The organism is Nitrospira sp. (genome assembly GCA_016788885.1).
In the GTDB taxonomy this organism is placed as follows: domain Bacteria; phylum Nitrospirota; class Nitrospiria; order Nitrospirales; family Nitrospiraceae; genus Nitrospira_A.
The window spans coordinates 45,656-69,631 of sequence record JAEURX010000027.1; the positions used below are offsets into that span (position 1 = coordinate 45,656).

22 protein-coding genes are annotated in these 23,976 nt (G+C 61.2%); 14 read left to right on the plus strand and 8 right to left on the minus strand.

The window, feature by feature from the left end; all coding sequences use genetic code 11:
* Positions 1-48 precede the first annotated feature (48 nt).
* On the plus strand, positions 49-1,092 hold the full coding sequence (locus JNL86_07805) for a hypothetical protein (GenBank protein MBL8042807.1): 1,044 nt from the start codon (positions 49-51) through the stop codon (positions 1,090-1,092).
* A 22-nt stretch (positions 1,093-1,114) separates the two neighbouring features.
* Here the strand turns inward: JNL86_07805 and JNL86_07810 are convergent, their stop codons facing one another.
* The 4 genes from JNL86_07810 to JNL86_07825 all read right to left on the minus strand — a co-directional run bounded on the left by JNL86_07810 (position 1,115) and on the right by JNL86_07825 (position 3,555).
* Entirely contained in the window at positions 1,115-1,831 is a 717-nt protein-coding gene (locus JNL86_07810; GenBank protein MBL8042808.1) for a ribonuclease H-like domain-containing protein, read from the minus strand.
* A 6-nt stretch (positions 1,832-1,837) separates the two neighbouring features.
* Positions 1,838-2,233, minus strand: a complete 396-nt coding sequence (gene mutT, locus JNL86_07815; GenBank protein ID MBL8042809.1) for an 8-oxo-dGTP diphosphatase MutT — start codon at positions 2,231-2,233, stop codon at positions 1,838-1,840.
* 76 nt (positions 2,234-2,309) lie between these two features.
* Entirely contained in the window at positions 2,310-3,035 is a 726-nt protein-coding gene (locus tag JNL86_07820; GenBank protein ID MBL8042810.1) for an A/G-specific adenine glycosylase, read from the minus strand.
* 154 nt (positions 3,036-3,189) lie between these two features.
* Entirely contained in the window at positions 3,190-3,555 is a 366-nt protein-coding gene (locus JNL86_07825) for a hypothetical protein (protein MBL8042811.1), read from the minus strand.
* A 568-nt stretch (positions 3,556-4,123) separates the two neighbouring features.
* Between JNL86_07825 and JNL86_07830 the strand changes: the two genes are divergently transcribed.
* On the plus strand, positions 4,124-4,450 hold the full coding sequence (locus tag JNL86_07830; protein ID MBL8042812.1) for a PilZ domain-containing protein: 327 nt from the start codon (positions 4,124-4,126) through the stop codon (positions 4,448-4,450).
* A gap of 138 nt (positions 4,451-4,588) precedes the next feature.
* Positions 4,589-5,206, plus strand: a complete 618-nt coding sequence (locus JNL86_07835; protein MBL8042813.1) for an acetate uptake transporter — start codon at positions 4,589-4,591, stop codon at positions 5,204-5,206.
* 257 nt (positions 5,207-5,463) lie between these two features.
* On the opposite strand, the gene JNL86_07840 is transcribed toward JNL86_07835, so the two are convergent.
* The 3 genes from JNL86_07840 to JNL86_07850 all read right to left on the minus strand — a co-directional run bounded on the left by JNL86_07840 (position 5,464) and on the right by JNL86_07850 (position 11,048).
* Positions 5,464-6,183: an SDR family oxidoreductase gene (locus JNL86_07840; protein ID MBL8042814.1), complete on the minus strand. Its 720-nt coding sequence runs from the start codon at positions 6,181-6,183 to the stop codon at positions 5,464-5,466.
* 78 nt (positions 6,184-6,261) lie between these two features.
* Positions 6,262-9,792 carry an AAA family ATPase gene (locus tag JNL86_07845; GenBank protein ID MBL8042815.1) on the minus strand — a complete coding sequence of 1,177 codons (3,531 nt, stop codon included), beginning with the start codon at positions 9,790-9,792 and terminating at the stop codon, positions 6,262-6,264.
* Positions 9,789-11,048 carry a DNA repair exonuclease gene (locus JNL86_07850; GenBank protein ID MBL8042816.1) on the minus strand — a complete coding sequence of 420 codons (1,260 nt, stop codon included), beginning with the start codon at positions 11,046-11,048 and terminating at the stop codon, positions 9,789-9,791. Before JNL86_07850 ends, JNL86_07845 begins: the two co-directional genes overlap by 4 nt.
* Positions 11,049-11,339: 291 nt before the next feature.
* Here JNL86_07850 and JNL86_07855 point away from each other — a divergent pair, with 291 nt between their 5' ends.
* Genes JNL86_07855 through JNL86_07865 form a run of 3 tightly spaced genes read left to right on the plus strand, consistent with a single transcriptional unit; the run spans position 11,340 to position 12,147 of the window.
* Entirely contained in the window at positions 11,340-11,558 is a 219-nt protein-coding gene (locus JNL86_07855) for a hypothetical protein (GenBank protein MBL8042817.1), read from the plus strand.
* 2 nt (positions 11,559-11,560) lie between these two features.
* On the plus strand, positions 11,561-11,845 hold the full coding sequence (locus tag JNL86_07860; GenBank protein MBL8042818.1) for a type II toxin-antitoxin system RelE/ParE family toxin: 285 nt from the start codon (positions 11,561-11,563) through the stop codon (positions 11,843-11,845).
* Positions 11,839-12,147 carry a hypothetical protein gene (locus JNL86_07865; protein MBL8042819.1) on the plus strand — a complete coding sequence of 103 codons (309 nt, stop codon included), beginning with the start codon at positions 11,839-11,841 and terminating at the stop codon, positions 12,145-12,147. The genes JNL86_07860 and JNL86_07865 overlap by 7 nt, the downstream gene beginning before the upstream one ends.
* Before the next feature lie 203 nt (positions 12,148-12,350).
* Here the strand turns inward: JNL86_07865 and JNL86_07870 are convergent, their stop codons facing one another.
* Positions 12,351-12,893: an NUDIX hydrolase gene (locus JNL86_07870; GenBank protein ID MBL8042820.1), complete on the minus strand. Its 543-nt coding sequence runs from the start codon at positions 12,891-12,893 to the stop codon at positions 12,351-12,353.
* 34 nt (positions 12,894-12,927) lie between these two features.
* Between JNL86_07870 and JNL86_07875 the strand changes: the two genes are divergently transcribed.
* From JNL86_07875 to JNL86_07910, 8 genes are all read left to right on the plus strand, one after another.
* A complete protein-coding gene (locus JNL86_07875) occupies positions 12,928-14,112 on the plus strand; it encodes a class I SAM-dependent RNA methyltransferase (protein MBL8042821.1) in 1,185 nt (394 codons plus the stop codon).
* Between the two features lie 292 nt (positions 14,113-14,404).
* Positions 14,405-15,931 (plus strand): trehalose-6-phosphate synthase, encoded by a 1,527-nt coding sequence (locus tag JNL86_07880; protein MBL8042822.1) that lies wholly within the window; start codon positions 14,405-14,407, stop codon positions 15,929-15,931.
* Between the two features lie 153 nt (positions 15,932-16,084).
* Positions 16,085-18,073 carry a hypothetical protein gene (locus tag JNL86_07885; protein MBL8042823.1) on the plus strand — a complete coding sequence of 663 codons (1,989 nt, stop codon included), beginning with the start codon at positions 16,085-16,087 and terminating at the stop codon, positions 18,071-18,073.
* A 267-nt stretch (positions 18,074-18,340) separates the two neighbouring features.
* A complete protein-coding gene (gene lon / locus JNL86_07890) occupies positions 18,341-20,737 on the plus strand; it encodes an endopeptidase La (GenBank protein MBL8042824.1) in 2,397 nt (798 codons plus the stop codon).
* A 187-nt stretch (positions 20,738-20,924) separates the two neighbouring features.
* The gene (msrB, locus tag JNL86_07895) at positions 20,925-21,344 is read left to right on the plus strand and encodes a peptide-methionine (R)-S-oxide reductase MsrB (GenBank protein ID MBL8042825.1); all 420 of its coding nucleotides are present in this window, start codon (positions 20,925-20,927) and stop codon (positions 21,342-21,344) included.
* A 99-nt stretch (positions 21,345-21,443) separates the two neighbouring features.
* Positions 21,444-22,604 (plus strand): hypothetical protein, encoded by a 1,161-nt coding sequence (locus JNL86_07900; GenBank protein ID MBL8042826.1) that lies wholly within the window; start codon positions 21,444-21,446, stop codon positions 22,602-22,604.
* 88 nt (positions 22,605-22,692) lie between these two features.
* Positions 22,693-23,103, plus strand: coding sequence for a hypothetical protein (locus tag JNL86_07905; GenBank protein ID MBL8042827.1), 411 nt, complete (start codon positions 22,693-22,695; stop codon positions 23,101-23,103).
* A 639-nt stretch (positions 23,104-23,742) separates the two neighbouring features.
* Positions 23,743-23,922, plus strand: coding sequence for a hypothetical protein (locus JNL86_07910; GenBank protein MBL8042828.1), 180 nt, complete (start codon positions 23,743-23,745; stop codon positions 23,920-23,922).
* Positions 23,923-23,976: the final 54 nt, after the last annotated feature.

The window sequence follows — 23,976 nt, forward strand, 5'->3', positions numbered from 1 at the left end:
CGCCGCCCTGTTCCTGAGCGCATCAACCAGCCGAGAAGGACGACCGTTATGCTGACCTACGGCTCCCACTCCCCCCTGAGAAAGACCGTGAATGCCGCACTCCTCGGGTTGACCTTCCTGGGAGCGGCCGGCACCGGGTGCTCATCAACGGCTGCCTCCGTTCAACAGCAAGCATGGCACCCACAGGCCTCTGTCCGGCTGGAAGAAGTCGCCGATTGGGAGTTTGAAGCCTCCCACCCCAGTTCCCTTGAAATCGCCACCCTGCGGGACCTGCTGCGGGCTGTCGTGATTTCGGATGCACCTACGGATTTGTCGAATCTGCCCGTGGATGGCAGCAAGCCGATGACAGTGTTCAGCGATGAGGATGCGCAGTCTCTTGCTCCCCTGCTAGCCCAAGCTTTGTCCCAAGCGCAACCCGAATACGTGGTCGCTTTCCGGCTCTCCTCATCGGCAGGGTCAGGCGTTGAACCCACCGCGGGCACCCTTTACGTTCAAAACGACCGGTTGTACCTCACCCTGACCGAACACCACGGCAGCCTCCAGAAAGTGGAATCGACGTGGTTCGGGAGCGGTCGACCGGCGCGCATTGTCAGCATTTCCCCGGCCTCGGCCGGCCGAATCGAACAGGCTGTGCCTTCCACCGTCCAGGGCAAGCAGCAACTCAAATCCGTGGCGATCGATTACAGCCTGTTCGCTAAGAAAGCCGATCCCAGCCCGACCACTGCCACGAATGTGGTCGCCGCAACGGTCACACCGGTTCAGACAATACCTGCACCGGCGATGGCAAGCGCGCTTCCTGAGGAACGTCCGGCGATCGTTCGTCCCGTCATGCCGATACCGCCCGCAGAAAACGTCGCTGCCAACAGCCACTTGGTCGGTGATGAGCGGATGAGTGACACCCTGCAGGAACTGCAGGAGGCCAGAGACGCCATGGCTCGTAAGGACGCCAAGATCAACGCCCTGCGACGGGATTTGGAATCCATGCGTGTACAGCTGGAAACGAAGGACAAGGAACTACGGGCGGTCAAAAACACTCAGCTGACACAGCCCAAACGCGACAACCGGAACAAGGCGGAACTCACCATTCGCTGACCGGTCCCTACCCAACCGTCAGTCACCCGACATCGATCAGCTCCGGCCTCAAGAGCACCACTTCGCGCGAATTCGGCTGTTTGAAATTCATCCGGCAATAGCAGCCATACGTGACATAGGTATCCTGTAGGCAGTAGAGGGCAATCTCCCGCCCCTGCCCGGCCGCCCACATCTGCGCCACCTGCGATCCACTTCCGGACTTGTTCTCCACATTCAACGCCCGGGCCAACACGTCTAATTTGACCCACCCACGGTTGTCCCAATTGCTCCAGATCGCCATGGTGTCATAGACTGGCTCCGTCCGAAACTTGGCCAGATTGATCTCCATGCTCGGTTTGACCTGGTGGATGATCGATCGTTTCTTGATGAAGGGCAGATCGAAGTTGAGTCCGTTATGGGTGATGAACAACGAAGGACGAACCTGTCCCAGATGAGCCCAGAAACGTCGCAAAAGCTCCTGCTCGTTCCCGCCGTACCAGGAGGTGGCGCCGCGCGGTTCGAGGTTGTCGGAAAACTCCAGGAGGCCGATGCAGACGATCCTACTGAACGTCCCGTCGAAGGACGACTTCTCGTACAACTCATCCTCGAGACGCTGCTGAGCCTGCGCCTCTCCGACCGCAAACAGGTCGCCGCCCGTTTCATCAAAGGTAGCCTCTCCGGAGGTCAGCTGACGTCCGGCAATGCGGGCCCATTCATCCTTGGGCGACTGCACCGTTTCGATATCCAGTACGACCTTCATCGGGAATTACGCCTTCCCCGCTCGAAGCGCGGCGATCACCGGCTGGTCGGCCGGAGGAAACTCGAACGTCGCCATTTCATCAGGAGAGACCCATCGAACTTCCGCACAATCCAACGCCACCGCGGTCCCGGTCTCGATCCGGCAACAAAAAAAATGCAGCTCCACCACCTTCTCCGGATACTCGTGCCTGACGATCTGAAACGGCGTCGGCGTCCCGATACGAATGTTCAGCTCTTCCCACAATTCCCGGTGTAAACATTCCTCGAGTGTTTCTCCGACTTCCCGCTTTCCGCCGGGAAACTCCCAGAACCCGCCAAGATGAGCGCCCGCCTTCCGGCGCGCGATCAGGTAGCGCCCTTCGTGTGCGATGATTCCTGCCGCCACTTCGATGACTTTCATCACGCTCCCTGACGCGTGGGCCACGAATCCGCCGCGACCAACACCTCGTCGCGGGACGAGCACGGTCCCGGTGCCCCGGTTACTTGGTCCCATCGAAGGGATACGTTTTACAAAACGTCTTCATGGGACAGAGCAGGCAATAGGGATTGCGAGCCGTGCAGATCGTGGCGCCGAAATCCATAATGGCTTGATTGAAATCATAGCCTTTGCCGCGAGGAATCAGCGCTTCGGAGAGTTCCCAGAGCGCCGATTTTTGCGCCTTCGGGTCTCCTTCGGCAATGAACACCCGGTGTAACACGCGGATCACGTTGGTATCGAGAATCGGCGCGTCCTCGTTGAACGCGAAGGAGCGGATTGCGCCGGCGGTGTATCGTCCAATCCCCTTGAAGGACAAGAGTTCATCCGCATCACTCGGCAATTGCCCACCATAGCGGGCGACTGTTTCACGCGCAATGCTGTGCAGCCGTTCCGGGCGAATGTTGTAGCCCAACGGATACCAGGTCTGCTTCACTTCGGCGACCGGGGCATCGGCCAGCTCTGCAAAGGAAGGGTACCGCTCCAGAAACTCATGGTACTTGGGAATGACACGATCCACCTGCGTCTGCTGAAGCATCACCTCCGAGACCAGAATATGGTAGGGATCGGAGGTCTTTCGCCAGGGCAGGTCTCGGCCGTGCTCCTTGTACCACTTCAGCAACCGGTTCTGAAAACGCTGTTTCGGCCCGCGCAGGAGCGGAACGGAGGATTTCGATGGTTGCTTCTTGCGCCGCGAAGCTGATTTGGACGCGCGAGTCTTGGTCGGCATAACGTTTCGTGATGAGTGGCGGCATTCTAAAAGGCAGGGAACTGAAAATCAAATTACAGGAAGGGACTGGAGGAAACCGCAAGACATGGGCTCCAGCGGTGGTCACCTGGCATGCCTTGCGGCACCTCACAGCATCCCGCACCCATCGATTCGACTACTTGGGCGAGGCCTGCACTTTCGTCGCTTCCTTCACCGGTGGGTCGATGACGATATTCGGCCCCTGCACTTTCGGCAACACACCGGCGCCCGGTTTCTCCAGGACACGGAGATTCTGGTCGTTGCTCGGAAGTTTTTGCGAGACATGGCGTTCATCGGATGCGGCGGCCCCGGCTAACGCCGACTCCCCGCTCGCGTTGGTCCGCCCCGGGTCGTTGGCGAGGGACTGACCGTTGACCGGATCGCTCGCCTTGCCCATCGGGTAGCCCGGATGTTGCGGCAGCAGTGCCGGATTCGCGAACGCCGGAGCAACGGCAAACACCAGGCCGAGCACTCCTGTGTATATGAAAGATGAGGCTTTCATAACGACACCTCCCTGTTGATCGGTGAAACAGCGACGCCTCCAACACAAACAGCTGAAAGACGTACCCACGGATTCCGATAGAGGACATGCCGGAAAACACTCGACGGGAAGGGATTGCCCCGGCTGCCTGTTCACCGCCGGGACCCTACTAGCTTGTGCCGGAGCTACAGCCCAGTCAAGCGGAAGAAACCCGGCCACGCAGGCGGGCTGACAGACAGCACCATCGAGAACCAGCCGGTTCCTATACAATATTCCCCTGTCTTACAGCGACACCTCACCGTCACGGCCTTTAGTGACTGCCGTCATTCCGGCTGGTCAGAGACCTAGGGATTTCCCCAACGCCGAATGGTCGGAGACATTATCCTGATCGCACCTGAACAGCCGGCGTGGTATGTCATTCTTCCGGAACAATGAATGCCCGCACGCGCTCCTCGTCTCTCACGACAGCGTCACGCGACAGGCCTCCAATATTGATAGCACTTCTAGGCGATTGGCATTCGTGTCGCCGGCACGCCAGGCGCCGCAGCGCTACGCAGCCACAGTTTGTAGCAAGGATAGACACGCCCGCATGTCCATGATGGTTCACTATCGAGTGTCTCTCTCTCCCAGTTCGATCACCAACGGCGAAGGCCGGCTCCTGGATCTCTCTGCGGAGGGCTGCCGGATCGAGACGAAAGATGCGTTACCGGTCAACACCTACCTCTCGCTCAGATTGATGATTTCGCCTCAGGAGTTGCCGGTTTTAGTGGATCTTGCCGCGGTGCGTTGGTCCCGCGGGACTAACTGCGGAGTGCACTTTCTGGCCGTCCAACCACTCCAGGCGCAGCGGTTGCGAACATTTTTGGCTTCGGCCCGCTCAATACAGCCACCGCCGCTTCCGCCGCACGACGACTGACTTCTCGGCCGCACCCGACCGGCCCTAGACATTTCCCTTGTATTTTTCCCGCGGCTCTCGCATGCTGCGTCCGTTTATTCCCCCGGGACGAGGCAGGTGTGCCCCGGGCCTCTTTCACCATCAACAGAGGACCAGCCCATGAATGAGGACAATCAAAGCCGGCGCATCGACGTGTTGGCCATCGGACTCTTTGGCTTGGCAGTGGGCGCGCTGACGCTCGGAGTGGCGCAATTAGGATGGATTCAACACAAGAACATGGTCGGAGCGCTGGTTATCGCCCTGATCTTCGGCGGGGTGGTACAGGTCCTGGCCGGCATTACCGACATTCGTTACAACGAACAGTTAGGCGGCACCGCGCTGACGATGTACGGTTTCCTATGGATCACGCTCTGCACCGTGAAGCTCGTGAGCGCGAGTACCACCTTTCAGTTTGATGCCGTGCTCTATGCCCCGATCAATCTGGTTTATGCGGTCTTTTCCGGGGTCATGATCTTTCTCACGGCCTATCGAAACCTCACGCTCAGTGCGCTCCACGTCGTCATTACCCTGACGTTCCTTGCCACCACCTTTGCCCGGCTCGATTTCATCAGCGAACTGCTGCCTGGGTGGGGACATATCATCGTTGGATTGATGGCCTTTTATCATGCCGTCGGGAGTTTGACCCAGGCTTTCACGGGTCACGCCATTCTTCCGCTGGGCCCCCCGCTCCTGTTCCACAAGCCGAAATCGCTGCACTCGATCGCCAAGGTGGTATAGCGCAGGGTGACGACAATCAGCCGTCACCCTGGCACGGTTCAATGATGGTTGCGATGATGTGTTTCGGTGCGAGTTCTTCGTAGGCTGTTCAAAAAAGCAGCAGAGAGGTTCACGACGCGAAGAAGCATAAGCGTCATGTCTGCGGACGGGCGCGAGTCAGTGAGCGCCCAATGTCCTAGAGGAGAATCGTACGCTGCTCGCACGGTGAGCCTCTGAACGAAGCGACAAGGTCGCTAGCGGACTTTTTCAACAGCCGACTACCAGTCCGCGCCGAGACGATCAACCACAATCTGGTGCACGACCGCTTGCGGGCCGAGGCAGGCCAGGTACAGCGCGGTTTCTGCGATATCGAAGGGGTCGATCTTCTCACTCTCCGCACGTGCCCTCGCCGTCGCATCCACCAATTCGTCCGCCACACCCCCTGGACAAATGGCACTGACTTTGATGCGGTGCTCTCGCCCCTCGTCCGCCAGCGACTTCGTCAGCGCCATGACAGCATGTTTCGAGGCACTGTACGTTCCGGTGCCTCTCCAGGCCTGCACCCCGGCCACGCTCGACATGTTGAGGATCGTTCCGCCTCCCTGCGTTTTCATCTGGGCAAACCCCGCCCGGCAGCAGAGGAAGGTGCCGCGCACATTGGTCCGCATGACCTCGTCGAACGCGTCAGGGGTGGTCTCTGCGATCCGCCGCCCGCCGAAAATTCCGGCATTGTTCACGAGAATATCCAACCGTCCATAACGGCGAACGGTTTCAGTCACCAGGTGTTCGACCTGGGATTCTTCGGCCACATCGGTTTGCAACGCCAGCGCGTTCCCGCCGGCCGCGTTGATCTGCGCGACGGTGTCTTCACACTCAGGCAATCGCCTCGCCGCCACTACGACCGTGGCCCCCTCTTGAGCGAAGCGTAACGCGATCGCCTTCCCAATACCGCTGCTGCCGCCGGTGACGATCGCAATCTTGCCCTTCAACCGTTGCATCCTTGCTCCTCCCTCACCGCTACGATTCACAGGCCCTGCGGTCATACTCCGCACGGCCCGCCGAACGCCCATCTACCCTTACAACGTATGCGCGACAAACGCGTGCTCCCCGATTGCCTCGCGCGCCACCTCCAGCAAATGGCGATGGTGGGTAAAGACCAGCACCTGGTTGTTCTCCGCAAACCTCGCCAAGGCCCGCAGGATGTGCGCCGCACGGCGGTCATCCGAGGTGATGAGCGCATCATCGAGCACCAGCGGCATCTGCGGATGCGCCGAACGCCGGACATCGAGGGCTGCCAGTCTGAGTGCGAGATACAGTTGATCCGCCGTCCCCTCGCTCATTTCATCGAGCGTGACGCGTGCGCCGCCGGCCCGCACCGCGCACAACATCGAGTGGGCCTCGCTCTCGTCGGTCATGACCCGTTCATAGTCGCCCCCAGTGACCAGTGAAAAATACGCGGAGGCTTTCATCATCATGGGGGCCTGCGCCCGTTCTCGGAACCGGCGTACAGCCTGTTGAAGTAATGCGCGAGCCAGCTTCAGCCTCATCCACGGTCTGATGGCTGAACGGTACCGGGCCGCAGCGGATTCCATGGCTTCCCTCGCCAATGCGGCGCGATCGGACGCATCAATGGCTTCCACTGCCCGGCGGGTCTGCTCCTCGGTCTGCCGGGCGACAGCCTGCGCTTCCTCGCTCGTTTTGATGTCAGCGCGGCATCGCTCCCGCTCGCTCTCAATGGTCACGGCGTCACGACCCGCCAGGCACTGACGCAGGTCCTCTTCCGAACGGGAAGAGGCTTGCGCCAGCTGCTGCCGCGCCTGAGCCAGCGATCTGGCCGCCTCACGTTTGCGCCACGCCGCCTCCTCGCTCTGCGGCAACGATTCGGCGGAGGTGACGCCGGCTGCGGCACAGAGTCGTGCTAACGTCCCCCGCTGCCCGGCCAGCTCCGATGCCGCACGCCGGCGCAGATCCTGAGCCTTGCGTTGATCGCGGACGAGGGTCCCGTGCTCTTGTTCTGAGGCCCGGGCTGCAATCATCCGGGTCCGCAACCGATCTGCAAAGTCGTCGACAACGTGAGGAGCCGCTTCCCCCAGCAAGGCGGCAACCTGATTGGCTTGCATCACTACATCATCGAGAATAGCCTGCGCTTGCGCCTGCCGTTGCCGCGCCTCACTCAACGCCGCCGCCTGACGCGCCAGACCGTCCAATTCATCAAGCCGCACCTTGAAGGCATCCGGAACCGTTTCAGGAGAGAGACACAACCGCACATGCCACTCCCCCAGCGCCGCACGATGACGCTGTAAGGCTGCCTCCGTCTCGGCAATCGATCGGATCACCTGTTCACGCTCAACCCGTTGGGCCTCCGCCGCCTGATTCTTCGCACTCCAGGCCGCATCCGCTCCCACCGCCTGCCGTTCCCATCTCATCGCCTCGTCGATCAGCGACGGCAGCGCGTGCACGGCGGACCCATTCACCTCGCCAACGGCATATCCAAGCTCGGACAACGCGCTCGCGAGTGTCGCTACGCCTTCGCGCGCCTCTTGCCGCAATCGCTCTCGATCATCCTGCATCGCGCTCACCCGCTCCGCCAACCGTAAGGCATCGATCCGTCGCCCCTGCCATTCCCGTAACGGTTCCGGAGCGAGGTCAGGCAGCCCCGCCTGTTTCAGGCGGCCTGCCCACGCGATCAGGATATCTTCGCGGCTTGTCCTCAGCGTGGTGATCTGGCGATCGATGTCCGTGCCTCGCGTTTCCATCAGCTCGATGCGCCCCGAGCATTCTTCAAGGCCGGCGGCACGTTTCGCGTCGGCTCGCAGCAGATCGGCCTGCCGATCCGCCTCACCCACCGCGGCCTCGAAGGCCTCCGGAGCAACCCTGGTCGCATTGAATCCCAGCGGCAGTTGATCCCGATCACGCACCTGGTCGATGTACGCCCTGCGGATGGACATCCAACCATCGTCTCGTCTGGCACGAGCCTGACGCAAGGTTTCGGCTGTCACCACTTCCCCTTCGGCAGCCAGTTGCCTGAGTCGCAATCGTTGTCCATCCAGGTCACGCTCCAGCAACTTCTGCTCTTCCTGCAGCGTACTGATGGCAGCGTCCACGTCCGCCAGTTCTTTCCTCGTCTCGGCAATCTGCGCGTCCAGGAGCGGCTGAGTGGCCCGCAGCGCTCGATCGGAGGCGAGACCGACATCAGCCAACGCCCGTTCCAGCATCGACTCCAGTTCGCGGAGCTGACGTTCTCCCTCACTCTGCCGGCGGACCACATCGCCCAGCGACTGCGCGCCTCGAAGGGCAGAGGTGAGACGCTGTCTGGCAGCAGGATCACCCGGTGGGGCGATGACCTCCCGATCGGTGTGCACCGCCGCATCGAGCACCGCGGCACGCTCACGATACTGCTCAAGGCGGTCGCTCAATCGACTCACCTGCGCCAGATGCTCGTCCAACGCAAGCCGATCAGCGGCGGCAGGCACGGCTTCCAGTACCTGCCGTACCTCCCGTCCCGGAGCCAGCCGTGCAACGGACAAGGCAAGGTCGCTCTCAAGCCTGGTGATCACCGCATGGCCCTGTTGCACCTCAGTCCGGACACCACCCACGGCAGCCGCCGCCGTCACCACGCGTTCGATGGCTCCCGCATGTTCGATCAGCAACGGCTCCAACACCAGGTCCTTGAGCGCGACGATGCATCGTTCCTTCTCGCTCTCCGCCTCTCTCAGATTCCGTTGCGCATGCTCGAGCGCCTGCAACGCCGCCAACCGTTCTTCTCTCGCCTGCTCGGGCAAATCGGGCACGCCGGCCAGCGAGACCAACAAGGTCGACGCCGCAGCAGATTCCCGCAACAGGGGTTCGACCGTCCGCAGTTCGGTCAACTCATGCTCTCGCCGACGCAATGTCTCCAACGTTCGAGTGACCTCGGACACCGCCGCCACCGCGGCATCATGCGCCCGATTCAGGGTCTGCCATTCCGCCGGTTTCGTTTGCGCATCGCGCCAGACCTGCCGTTGCTCATCCAGGCGCCGACGCGCGTCATTGATCACCGCGTTCTGCGCCCGGCCATGCGAGCTGTAGAGTGTTTTGGCGTCGACCTCCAACGCTTCCAACAGGGCCGCGATTCCGCTTGTTCCCGCGCTGGCTTCAAACAGAGCCACCCCCACATCTCCCTCGCCGCGCAGCAGGATCTTCCCCCCTTCGCGCAACCGGGCGTGGTTGAGGCCAAACATGGCTTCGAATTCGCCTCGCTCCATCCCGCCGGTCAACTCCCGTTCAAGCCCGGCTGCAAGGGGGTGCGCCGCATCCGGCTGCTCCGTGTCGACATTGAGCCGCGAGAGGGTGACACCCTTGCCCTTGCGCCGCACACATCCGACCCGTTCCCCAGTTTGCGTGAGGAAAATCCCGCCGATGCGCAGATCGCTTGCCGCGTGGACGAAATCATCCGGGCTGCGCAGGGGAATGCCGAATCGCAGGTCCATCATGGCGCGTAATGCCGACGACTTTCCCGCTTCGTTGGGTCCGTACACCAGATGCAGATCGGTGCGGCCGTCCGACACATCCAGCGTCTTGTCGGTGAAGGGGCCGAAGGCCTGAAGCAGGAGTTTGAGGAGCTTCATCGCTCTGTTCCGGAATTGGTCAGGCGCGCCAGAACGGTCGCCTCGGCATCCATCACGAGGGTCTTCAATTCGGTCAGGTCGTCGAGCCTCGGCACATCGCCGGCCGCCACCTCTTGCGGGATGGAACCCAGCAGATTCCCGACTTCGTCCTGTACCAGCCGAAGCAATTCCGCCTCATCCCCGACGATCGAGTCCACGAGCCGCACCAATTCACCCACGGCATCCTGGCGCTCCGCGGTTCTGGCGCGATCCAGCGGCGCGGCCAATTCCAGCCGCACCTGTTCGATCCATATTTCCGCCTCACCGATATCCTGGGCCGCGCCATACATGGCCGCAGCCAGGGTGCCGGGTTGGTTCGCTTCCACCCGATGCAGTTCCGTGGATCCCGTCAAGGTCACACGCACGGCATGCAAGCGATCCCGAGACCCGGCAAGCGCCGGTTCGAGCGCGCGCCGAAACGCCTCGCCCAAGCCATCGAGCCTGTGAATGCCATCCAGCGACACGGCCACCTGACTCCACCGAACGACATCAAGCGCCAGGAACTCACTCTCGATCCGCCCCGCCTCCACCGTGACCAACTCACAGCCCTTCGCACCGGTTTCCTTCGCATGGCGGCCTTGCAGGTTTCCCGGAAACAGAACACGCGGCCGCTCGCACAGAAGTTCCCGCGCATGCACATGGCCCAGGGCCCAATAGTCGTACCCTTTGTTCAGCAAGGTCGGCAGGTCGGTCGGCGCATAGGTATCGTGGCCGGCCCGCCCGGTCAGACTCGTATGCAAGAGACCGATGTTGAAGAAGCCAGGCACGGGAGCGGGATAGGATGGAACCAGGTCTTCATCGACCGCCCGTTCCGGAAAGCTGCGCCCGTGAATCGCCGTCGACAGGTCGTCGAGTCGAACCGTCTGCGCGGTGCGTGAGGAGAACACCGTCACATGCGGCGGCAGGGCCAACTGTTTCGAAATCACGCCCTGCGCATCATGATTGCCCTGGACGATGAACACTCGAATCCCGGCCCGCCCGAGGCGCACCAGTTGCTCACGAAAAAACAGGCCCGTGTGGAAATCCTGCCAATCGCAGTCGTAGATGTCTCCGACGATCAGGACGAAATCCACCCGTTCAGCCAACGCCCGGTCCACCAACCGCTCGAACGCGCTCCGGGTCGCGGACCGTAGCCGCGCAACGGGCGCACCGTCGTACCGATCGAGGCCGCGCAGGGGACTGTCGATATGGAGATCAGCCGCGTGAATGAAGCGCATCGAGCATCAACACCCCACTTCCTGTCAGCACATGCCGCCGCCGCGGAGCCTACCATACCGAGAAAGAACTTTCGAACCGGACAGTAGGCCATGGAAGCCCGTTACTACACACGGGTCGACAGCACATCCGTCGGTCGCCGCCAGGTCGAGCAAGGGCTCATTCCAGCATCTCCCCGTGACATCGCAGGTCATGGTGTAGATCATAGTGCAATAGACTTTCCCGACGATCGAGGGTGATTCTTGCATTTAACGCAACCGCACCCGTATGCTCGACCCATTACTGGAGATGCGATGTCGGAAACAGCCCGCGAACTTTCCACTCTGAGCGTGACGGAATTAAAAGACCTGGTGCAGAGTTTGGTCGATGACCGGCTGCGCACATTGCTCGGCGACCCCGATCTTGGCGCGCCGCTCGGAGAATCCGTCCGCGACCGCCTCAAGCAATCCCTCGCCTCAGCAGAACGGATCACCGGTGACGAAGTGGCCGACAAGCTCGGCCTACGGTGGTAACCATGCCCTGGTACCGCCTCGCGTTTCGCCCCGATGTGATCGGCGATCTCAGCGCTGCCGAGACGGCCATGGCGCAACGGTTGTTCGACAAAACAAAGTGGCTGGCTTCCAACGTCGACAATTTACGGCATGAACCGGTGGCGGCGGATTTGCCCGGCGTCCACAAATACGCGGTGGGCGACTGGCGCATTTTTTACTCGATCGACCGCGCCGAGCAACTGGTCGACATTCTCTACATTCAGCACCGGCCTCCCGGCGCTCGAGCAGCCGGTGCAGAACGATGCTGAACCTCACTCGCACGGCCCTCGAACGCTTGCGGGCCTTGATCCGGGAACATCCTGATGATCCGGTCGTACGGATTGCGGTGCGCGACGTCACCGCGCAACGGCTTTCGCTTTCCATTACCTTGGAGGCGACGACCCGTGACGATGACGCGGTGGAACAGATTGACGGGGTCACGGTGGCATTGGACCGGGCCAGCGCGCACCGCACCAGCGGGATGACCGTGGATTATCGGGAACCCGGAGGGTTCAGCTTCGTCCATCCCCCGGCGGAAGAGTTGGGACTCATCATGCCCAGCCGCAACTAGCCAGGATGCTGAAAAAGAGCGCCGGCTTGGTGAAGACACTGGGCGCTCACCGGCTCGCGCCCGTGCGCAAACTTGCCGCTCCGTATTCGTCGCGGCGCGCACCTCGCAGGCTCAACGTATCGCAAGGGTCCGCCTCGCCCACTCGCATGGCTGCGGCCTCGCCGGACGGCCTTTTTGAGCATCCTGTGAGTGCTTGAACATGCCTACGATTTCATCCGAGGAAAGACGCTGCCGAAATGCATGGAGAACGCGCCGCGAGCCACATCCGCCACGTACCGTTCGAGCGCTTCATGAATGACGGGAAACGCGAGATCGTCCCAGGGAATTTCGTCCAATCCGAACAGCCGAACATCCAAACTCTCGGTGCCGGGTTTGAATTCCGGCTTCCGGAGGACACCGCGAAACACCATGTGCACCTGGCTGATGCGGGGCAGGCTCAGCACGGCATACAGCGATGTGATTTCCACGTCGGCATGCGCCTCCTCGAGCGTTTCGCGGATGGCCGCCTGCTCAGTACTCTCCCCGATTTCCATGAATCCGGCAGGAAAGGTCCAATGACCGATGCGCGGCTCGATCGCCCGCCGGCAGAGCAGAATTTTGTCTTCCCACTCGGGAATGCACCCGGCGACGATTTTCGGATTGACGTAATGGACGACCTGACAGGTATCGCAGACGAACCGCGGCAAATTATCGCCGGGGGGAATTCGTTTCGACAGCCCGGCCCCACACTCGCTGCAAAACTTCATGAAGGCCCCCGATTAGGACGACGGAACGACAGAAATGGATAACACACTTCACATTTTTTTTACACCCTGCCCTCGTGGCCTCGAAGCCGTGCTGGCTCAGGAACTCACGGACCTGGGCGCCGCCGACGTGAAGCCGACGGCAGGGGGCGTCGCGTTTGCCGGCCCCCTCGCGCTCTGCTATCGCGTGAACCTGGAAAGTCGCATTGCCAGCCGCGTCCTTCTGCGTATTGCCGAAGGCAGTTATCGCGATGAACGGGACGTGTATGACGCCGCCCACGCCGTCCGTTGGCAAGACTGGTTCACCCCACAACAGCGAATCAAAGTGAAGGTGAGCGCGCACCACTGTCCGCTGAGAAGCCTGGACTTCGTCACCCTGCGCGTGAAAGACGCCGTGTGCGACCGGTTCCAGTCTGCCAGGGGCAAACGTCCCTCCGTAGACACCCATGCGCCGGACATCCTCATCGCCGTCTACTTGGATCGCACCCAATGCACGTTCTACCTGGACACCTCCGGTGAGCCGCTCTTCAAACGTGGTTGGCGGAAGTCGGCCGGAGAGGCGCCGATTCGGGAAAATCTTGCAGCCGGAATCCTGCGCCTTGCGCACTGGACCCCGGATACCATCCTCTACGACCCCATGTGCGGCAGCGGGACCTTTGTAGTAGAAGCCGCGTTGATGGCCCGCCGGGTTGCCCCCGGCATCGGCCGCCGGTTCGCGTTCGAGAAGTTTCTCTCCTACGATCCCCGCACCGCCAGTGCACTGCGTGACGAACTCAAGGCCGGGGAGCTCAGCGCCGGGATGGAATTGATTCACGCCGCCGACCAGAGCGCCCAGGCCCTCACGTCGCTCAGAGCCAATCTGACCATCGCCGGCTGCAGCGAATTCGTCACCGTGCGGCAGGGCGACGCGCGGGAACTCCCCGCTCCGGCTGAAACCGGACTCCTTGTCACCAACCCTCCGTATGGCCATCGAATGGGAGAATCGGCATCACTCCAAGCCTTTTATCCGCAATTCGGCGACCACCTGAAACAGCACTTTTGCGGTTGGACGGTGCAGATTTTCACCGCCGACATGAATTTGCCCGGTATGCTTCGCCTCGCTCCGTCCCGCCGCATTCCCCTGTTCAATGGCGCCATCGAATGCCGGCTGTTCGAATTCCGCATGGTCGCCGGCAGCCTCAGAAAACCAAAACCGCAGGACAGACACTCTCCTCCACGTTAGTCCACAGTATTCATGAGCATTTCTGCTGCAATCGCCGCGTCCCTGCGGAGACGGGCCTTCGGCCGGCGGGCTCGCAATCTAGTTCGGCAAGTTCGCAACGACCCCTCATGAATACTGCGGACGAATACTCTTCGCTGGTCCCTCGTACCGTCTCGTTCGAGACAGACGTGTTACGTTTCACTTGTCACATCCCCCGACCATGGCGGCTTGACAGCACCGCGAAAGGCTCCTATTTTCAATCCATGACGAGGAAGCAACCGGTACCGAATACCCGGGCGATGGAGGGCGGCCCATGAATGCGTCTCAGGCTCCCCTCGAAGCCGCACAGCGGGACAGCGACATCTCCCTTGCGCGCCTCATCGTTGTCTCCAATCGCGAGCCCTACGAACATCGCTTGGTGAAGAATCACCTCATTTGGGAACGCACCTCCGGAGGCCTGGTCTCGGCGCTTGATCCGATGATGCGGCGGCTCGGCGGAACTTGGATCGCCTGGGGCAGCGGCAAGGCCGACCGCGACGTGGTGGACGAGGATATGACCGTTGAAGTGCCACCGGACGCGCCGACCTACAGGCTCCGCCGCGTCTGGTTGGAATCCGCTGAGATCAAGGGCGGTTATCAGGGCTATGCGAACCAGGTGCTCTGGCCCCTGTGCCACCTGACCTTGGACCGCGTCGACTACCGGAAAGCCTATTGGCATGCGTATCAAGCCATGAACGCCCGCTTCGCCGAAGTGGTGCTGGGCGAACTGCACACAAAGGCAGGGTTCGTCTGGGTGCACGATTTTCACCTGGCGCTGCTGCCTGGCATGGTGAAGGCCTCGCGCCCGAAACAGCCGGTCGCAATGTTCTGGCATATCCCGTGGCCTGGCCCCGATGCCTTCCGCATTCTGCCGGAGCGGCGAGAACTGCTCGAGTCCCTGCTCACCTGCGACCTGCTCATGTTCCAGACACAAAGTTTCCTGCATGGATTCGTCGAATGCGCGAAAGAGTTCCTCGGTGCAGATGTCCAGGCAGACGATTGCCATCTCGACTATAAAGGGCATACGACCCGGGTCGTCTCCCGCCCGATCAGCATTGGTTTTCAGACCTGGGCCGAGCGGGCACAATCACCGCAGGTCACCCGCTCCATGGATGTCCTGCGCAATCTCCACGTGTTTCAACCGGGGGTGCGCATCGGGCTTGGCGTGGACCGGCTCGATTATACGAAGGGCCTGCTCAAACGCCTCTGGGCCATCGACGCATTTTTTCAGCAGTTCCCGCAATACCGTGGCCAGTTCACCTTTATTCAGATTGCCGTGCCGACCAGAGGTGACCTCGAGGCCTATCGACAGTACCGCGAGTTGATCCGTGAAACGGTGAACGACATCAACATGCGATACGGGAGTATCTCCCATTCCGGTACCCCCCGCGCCACACGGTGGCGCCCGATCGAGCTTCGCGAAGGGCGGATCGGCATGGACACCCTGGCGGCATACTACCGGATGGCGGACCTGGCCCTGGTCAGTTCAGTCTATGACGGAATGAATTTGGTCGCGAAGGAATACGTGGCCAGCCAAGTGGATGAGAAGGGCGTGTTGTTGGTCAGCCATATGGCCGGCGCAGCGGAAGAAATGACCGATGCGTTGGTGATCAACCCCTACGACCCGGAAGGTGTGGCCGACTCGATTCGACAGGCGTTGGAAATGCCCCTGGAACAACGCCGAGATCGGATGCATCGGATGCGGACCTACCTGGCGGCGCACGATATTCGAACCTGGGCGGACGATTGCTTGCGCGATGCGGGAATCCTTCCCCCTCATGATAGTCCCTCCCTTGACTAACCAACGCCAGACCACCCTCGGAGTGCGCCTGTGATCGCCTCAGCCTCACGGGCCGGTTTCCACTCGCCATTGATGCAGCCCCACGACTCTCCGCCCGTCATCGTTCCGAGGAGGCATTGCCGCAAGGCTTTCGATCGGCGACTCGCGGTTCTCATGGTCGTGGTTGTATCGTTCATGATGAGCGGCTGTGTCCAGCTGTCGAAACTGTTTGCCGTCACGCCGCCACCGGATCAACAGATCGATCGGCAGCAACAGGCGACGGTCGCACGCCTCAAGAGCATCGTCGAGCCGGAATTGAGGGACAACCTGACCGTCACCCTCCCCGCCGTGCGAAAGAGCCTGGCCGATCAATCCAACAAGGTGGCGAAGTTCAAGCGAAGCCTCGTCCTGGGCACACTGGCTGATCCTTGGGCAGGGCTTGCCGCGATCGAACAGGCCGGGTTGTTGGCCGCCACAGCCGCCGAATCTGGCGTCGAAGGTCTGCCCGCGGTAATCGACATTCTCGAAGGTCGGATGGATCGCGCAGGCACCTCCTTCGCACCACTCACCTTTCCCGTCAGTCTCGCCAGCGAGGAGTTGCTGACCTTTCTCACCGATGTGCTCGAACATGCCTATCAAGATCGCGAACAGGCGCTGCGTCATTTGTCGCCACAGGACCGGGAGTTTCTCTTCACGCAGGCGAGGCCTCTGGTCGAACAGTACACACCCCAAATCACGCCGCCGGCCCGACTCGCTGAAGCTGAAGCGGCGGCCACCTATGCCACCCTGCTCATGCAGCAGGTCGATTACGGCGCATTGGTCACCGGCGCCCAGCGACTGGCGCGGCTCGGCAATAGGAAATTCCTCCAGCAACTGGAGATCGCCTTGCACAATCGCAAACCAGTGGCACAGAGCGTCCCCGGCATTACCGGCGATCTCCTGCTGGTGCAGCAGACCTCGTACGGTTTGCTCGTCATCGGCGGGTATGGTCCCAACACCTACGACCTCGACAAGGGCGCGGCCCTGATCATCGACCTGGGAGGCAACGACAGTTATCGCGGACTCGTCGGCGCTAGCCCGAGCAGCGATCTCGGCAACAGCATGGTGATCGACTTGAGCGGCAATGACACCTATCAACCGGCTGCGCTGGGATTGGCGACAGGGCGCGCGGGTATCGGCCTCGTGATCGACCAGGGCGGCGACGACACCTATCGGCTGGCGCCCGGCACAGGCGGAGTCGGCCTCGCAGGCCTCGGCATCCTGTATGATGGAGACGGGCAGGATATTTACGAAGGAAGCCGATTTACCCAGGGTGCGGCGTTCGGCGGATTCGGCCTCCTGGTGGATCATGCCGGCGACGATCGGTATACGAGCTACGGGTACGCGCTCGGGTTTGGGGGACCGCTGGGTGTTGGCGCCCTGATCGATGTGGCCGGCAACGATGCGTACGATTGCGGCGGACGTTATCCCAGCGCCTACAATGACAGCGACACGCCTCAGGCTCGCCCCCAAGACCCCTCGTTTCAGTATGATTGTTTTGGACTGGGAACCGGAGCGGGGCTTCGCGTCTTCAGCAAACAACCGGCGCAACGGGCGCAGAGCCTGGCCGGAGGATGGGGCCTGCTGATAGACATGGCAGGCCGGGACCGGTATCGCAGTGCGAATTTTTCCCAAGGCCATGGGTACTTTTTCGGCCTGGGCGTCAAACTCGACCTCGCCGGCGACGACGAGCATCAAGCGGCACGCTATGGTCACGGCAGTGCGGCCCATTTCGGAGTCGGTCTGACGATCGATTATCAAGGCAAGGACCGCTATGGTTCGAAAGGTCCGTTCTACAACGGCGGCACCGCCTGGGACGGGAGTGTGGCACTCGCCGTCGACGGCGGGCCGGATAGCGACTTCTACGACCTGCCTGCCACGACCGGCTTGGGCATGGCCGACCTGGGTGGATGGGGGCTCTTCGTCGAAGAAGGGGGCGCGGACCAATACGCCGTCAATCGAGGACTGGGCGTGGGGACCGATACGAGCGTCGGGGCATTTCTGGACCTCGAAGGTAGAGACGACTACTCCTCTGTTCCTCCCGCACGTGCGGGCGTTCGCCCGGAACGGCTCAATCGACGAACCTACCTCGAAAATGCCGGCAGCCTGTTCATCGACCGCTGACCCTCACCGAGCTCCCTGCAGCCTCGTCGCCGCACGCGCAACGACCGTCACCCACATGGCCAGCACCCGTCGCTCACACGCGACGGGAATTTCGCTCGTCGCCGCCGTGCTTTATCCGGCCAGCGCTTCTCACACGGTTGAGGCCATCGGTGCTTGACTCACCCCCGCCCGTGGCTATCTGGAAGGACGGTGATCGGCGTGAGAGCGGGTATACCGCAAGTCTCCCCGCTGTGACGCGAAGATCTTCCGAGAACCTTGGAGGTTGACATGACTGATTCCACGACGTCCACACTCACACACCTTCCCATACTCCCGTTGAAGCGAACCGTCCTGTTTCCCGGCACGATGATGCCGTTGACGGTGGGACGTGAACGATCGATTGCCGCGGTCGAAGCCGCACTCAAGACCGAGGACAAGACCCTGCTCGTCGTCGCCCAGCGGGACGCACAAACCGACCAACCGACCTTGGAAGATCTCTACCCGATCGGGACGAAAGCCGTCATCAAACAAACGGCTCGGACTCCCGAAGGTCACTACAATATTCTGATCCAGGGTTTGGAACGGTTCGTGCTGCTCAAGCTCGATCAAGTCGATCCATACCTGCAAGCACGGGTGAAGCAACTCCCGGCCCCGTCGGAACGGAGCACGGAAGTCGAAGCGCTGCATCGGGCAATCCTGGATATCATCACCGAACTCCCGAAGCTGATCCAGACACCCGGCGTGCATGAAGCCGTGGCGGCACTGGGGACGGAAGAAGATCCGGTGACCCTGGCCTACCGGATCGCCTCCTTGCTGAACCTGACACTGGACGGCGAGCAACAACTACTCGAGGCCTCCACGCGGACGGACTTGCTGCGGGGGCTCTATGCGGCGCTCTCCCGGGAAGTTCAGATTCTGCAGTTGCGTGACAAGATCACCAGCGAGGCGAGGGAAAAGCTCGGCAAAACGCAGCGGGAGTATCTGCTGCGCGAACAACTGAAGACGATCCAACAGGAACTGGGCGAGGTCAACGACGAGGAAGACGAGGTGGCAGCCCTGAGGAAAAAACTTCAGGATGCCGATCTCCCCGAGCACGTTCGCAAAGAAACCGACCGGGAACTGGCTCGATTGGCGAAGACGCCCAGCGCCTCACCCGAGCATCAAGTGATCCGGAGTTATCTGGAACTCGTGTTGGAGCTGCCATGGAACAAGTCTTCAGAGGAAGGTCTGGACCTTGCGCACGTGCGGACCGTCTTGAATGAGGATCACTATGGCATCAAGGAAGTCAAAGAACGGATTGTGGAGCATCTGGCGGTGTTGAAGCTCAACCCGTCCGCTAAGGCGCCGATTCTCTGCTTGGTCGGCCCTCCCGGGGTGGGGAAAACCAGCCTGGGGCAATCGATCGCCAAAGCGATGGGGCGAACCTTTGAGCGGTTCAGCCTCGGCGGATTGCATGACGAAGGGGAACTGCGTGGCCATCGCCGCACGTATGTCGGAGCCCTGCCCGGGCGCATCATCCAGGCAGTCCGACGCGCTGGGGTGAACAACCCCGTCATCATGCTCGACGAAGTCGATAAGCTGGGACGGGATTTCCGCGGCGACCCCGCATCGGCATTACTCGAGATCCTGGACCCTGCGCAGAACCATACGTTCCGCGATCACTATCTCGATTTGCCGTTTGATCTGTCGAAGGTGTTCTTCATCACCACGGCCAACACACTGGAGACACTCACCCAGCCTTTGTTGGATCGGATGGAGATCATCCGGGTCAACGGATACAGCGAACGGGAAAAGCGAGAGATCGCGTTACGCTATCTCTGGCCGAGACGGTTGAAGGAGGCCGGGCTCCGGGCTGAAGACGTCACGTTGCCCGACTCGGTGCTCGACCACATCATCAGCCGGTACACCAGGGAATCGGGAGTCCGGCAATTGGAGCAGATGCTGGGCCGTATTACTCGCAAGGTTGCCGTGACCTTTGCGGATCGGCCGGCGGACGCCGCGGCGATACCAGTGGCGATCACGCCGGAGCTGCTGGACGAATGGCTCGGCCAAGAACGCTTCCAGCCGGAAGAGGCACGAAAGAATCTCCCGGCCGGTGTGGCCACGGGACTGGCCTGGACACCAACCGGCGGGGATGTTCTCTATATCGAAACAACCCTGTTGCCGGGCAGTCACGAACTGACCCTGACGGGACAGCTGGGGGAAGTGATGCAGGAGTCCGCACGCGCGGCACGCAGTTACCTCTGGTCGCATGCGGAGAGTATGGGGCTGGACATCTCGCGCTTCAAACGCAACGGCGTGCACATCCACGTTCCGTCCGGTGCCATTCCCAAAGATGGCCCTTCGGCCGGAATTACCATGGCGACGGCGCTGGCTTCCGCCTATGTCGGCAAGCCGGTGCGAAGCGATACGGCCATGACCGGCGAGATCAGCCTGACGGGATTGGTGCTGCCGGTCGGCGGGATCAAGGAGAAGGTGCTGGCGGCACATCGAGCCGGCATCAGGCGCATCATCCTCCCGAAGGCCAATGAGAAAGACCTGAAGGACGTGCCGCAGGAAGTGCGAGAGGAACTCACGATTCTGCCGGTCGAACGGATCGAAGAGGTGCTCCCGGCTGCATTCAATCAGGATGCCACCTCCCCGGCGGAACGGCATGAACCAGTGACGACCTCCAGCGCATCGTAACCCTCGAGGCCCCGGCGACAACGCCGGGGCCTTGTTCTCGCCGGTTCGCTGCTCGCTTCACCCACCAGGCTCTTCACCCGCACGACGACCCATCCGTTCGCCTTGCCCTTCCGTAAAGACATCTGTAAGGTGAGACGTGCCGGTACCGTGGATGACCATCGTCGACGCCTACGCCAAGGAGACAACCATGTCAGGGAACATAGAGATCGGACCGATCGTGAAAGTCACTAAGACCGACGAAGAATGGAAGAAATTGCTGGCGCCTGCTGCCTATCAAGTGCTCCGGCATGAAGACACTGAGCGTGCGTTTACCAGCCCGTTGCACGAGAATCACCAGTCGGGCATCTACTATTGTGCCGGCTGTGATCTCCCGGCCTATTCCTCGGAACAGAAGTTCGACAGTGGTACCGGCTGGCCAAGTTTCTGGCAGCCCATCGACCCCAAGGTGGTCGAAACCCGCACCGACACCAAATTTTTCATGACCCGCGTGGAAGTCCACTGCGCTCGCTGCGGCGGCCATCAAGGCCATGTCTTCGATGACGGCCCAAGACCGACAGGGTTGCGCTATTGCATCAACGGCGTCTCCCTCAAATTTGTGGCGGCGTGAACAGCTCCTGGCACCGCTCTGACACCGAACGCCGATCCCTGTAGCGCGGCGGCCGCAGCTTGCAATTTGTCGCAGAACGCTCCTAGACTGACCGACCTCATGACTGTCTCGTCCTCCATACGGCTCGCCTACGTTAGCCTGCTTCTGGGAGGCAGCCTCCTCGGTTGCTCCCAATCCAGTGATGTCCTCTCGAACAACTTGAACGCCTGCCTCATCGTCACGGAAGCGGATGTAGAACTTGCAATCGGTACGCCCGTGACGCCAGGCCTCCGCCAGAACGACCGGCAATGTCTGTATCAAGCCAAACGAAACCCTCAGGAAACCGTGACGGTCGAACTGAATCAAGGACCGGATGGCGATAAGAAGAGCCTCTTTCAGGATCAGCGGAACAAGGCCGGAAATCAACCGGTTCCCGGCGTCGGCGATGGCGCATTCACGCTCAAGTCACCGATCGGCGGCATCCAGCTGACGTTCTTAAAGGCGGATGCACTCGTGACGCTCTCGCTCACCTCGCCGAAACAGGCTAATCCCCAAGCCGCGGTGACGAATCTCGCCAAAGTCGCGGCGACGAGACTCGGCAGCCCCATACGCTCGGCCGCCGCCGCGGAACCAGGAATCACGGGCACCCCTTCGCAGTGGGCCGGTGACTGGTACGGGTGCATGCCCGTCGGCTTGATGTACGGCAAAGGACATCTCGTCTTGACCGATCGTGGCACCTGGACGTTGACGACTGCTGTGGTCATGGCCGGAACCGTGACAGCGGGCCGTGGTCGCTGGGAAGCGGAGTCCTACCCGGAGATTCTGCACGGTACCTATCAATTGGCAGGCGCCGACCGGTTTTCTACCACCGGCATCTTAAGCGTGAGTTGGGACAAACTCCCCAAGAACCAGCCCCCCAGCAAATTCGACCCGATTCTTTGGCAATCCTTTACGGCCGTTCCGCATAAGGTGGCCGTCAAGCGACTTCCGCCGGTCGAGCCTTCCCTCGTGGGTACGTGGGAAGGATCGGTGAAGTTTGTCGATCACCAAGAGGAATTTATCTGGACGATCACCGCGGCCAATGTATCGGAATTTTACAAGGCCACCTCACAGACCGGTCGAATCGAGCAGGAACAGGATCGCTTTCGGCTCGTAGTGACACAAGGTAAAACGGCTCCGCTGTCGGTGCGCGTCGTGTCCCAGGAGAAAATGGAACTCACCGACACGAGCGGCACCGTGTCCCAGTGGAATCGGAACGAAAAGCTCCTCTCACGGTGTTAGGTCTGGCGGCCGCAAGGCTGCGAGCAAGAGCAGACTGTCCAATGCCTCGCGCTTGACCAGATCCGCCCTCTCCCGATACAGTGGAGTCATGCGCTCCAGAATCATCGCCGCATGTGCGTGTGCCATCATCTCTGTCCTACCCGTCAGCCTCTATGCGGCATCCGGCGACGAACCGCATCCTGCGGACCGTGAGGCCCTGTACGAAGGCCTGCTTCCCGAGAGGTTACTCTGCGACCTGTACAACCAAGCGCGTGCCGCCTTGCGGGAGCATGTCGAGATCGATGGCGTGTTTCCCGACGACGTCGCCAGCGGACGACGACCGGGGGAGTTCCGGCTGAAGTTCTTCCCTCAGGGTAAATCTCGTTCGCAGGAGCACGTGACGGCTGAAGGATCATTCCGCCGTTCACCCGATACCGACCAGCAGGAACTGACCCTGCGCTTCAAGTCATCGAAGCAGACGCCGCAGTCCGGATCGTCTTCGAACCAAGACGTGATGTAGACATCCCGATACCGTCCTTCGCCTTCACCACCGAGCCCTTCATCGCGACATGGAGTTTCCGGCGACGTCATGCGTGCGTGTGCCCGGGATGTTCGGTACAGGCCGGTCCCTCCGCGATTCTCATGCTTGACTCATGTTGGTGCGAGGCATAGGATACTTTTTAGTGCATGCCCGATCCGCCTCAGCCTGGAGGTGGCCGTCATGTTCCTCCGTGGAGCGATAATCCAACCGGACGGACATGGCAGGTGTGGCCTGTTCTCCTCACCTAGTCTTTCCAATTATCGGGCCGAGTTGTCTTTGTCAGAGGGGGATATCCCCTTCGACTGTCCAATCCTCATCCCCAGTGACCATCCACCTCCTGTCGGTGTACTCGTGTCGGATACGACGACAACCGGAGCCGGACCGACGCCCGTGATGCGGGCAACACCACCGACCTCGCTGCCGAGAAGACTGGTTGAACACTTCCTCCCACCGAGCCTTCCAGTCACCTGGTCCATTGTGGAGTTCAAACTACGCGCAGAATTTTCATCAACCACCGTGAGGACGCCACGCCTGCTCCCGAAGGTCGGAAGCGTTCGCATCGGAAGATCAGGCAGGGCACAAAAGGACTCGCGCGGGGAAGTCGCGAGAGAGTGATCTATGTCCGGAGTCTATTGGGGAATCGTGGCAGGGCTATTGGCGATGGTGGCAACCCTGTTTGTGTGCATCGACATCGCCTACTCCGCTGGAAGCGGATCGCCCAAGACCTCGAGCGGAAGTGTCGAGGGAGCAGCCCAAGCAGGCACACACACCAAAGCCAGCTCACGCCAGGCTGCCTAAATACGGGAGAGCGGATACCACGAGCCTGCGCTCCTGATGCCGGAGGTGTCGCAT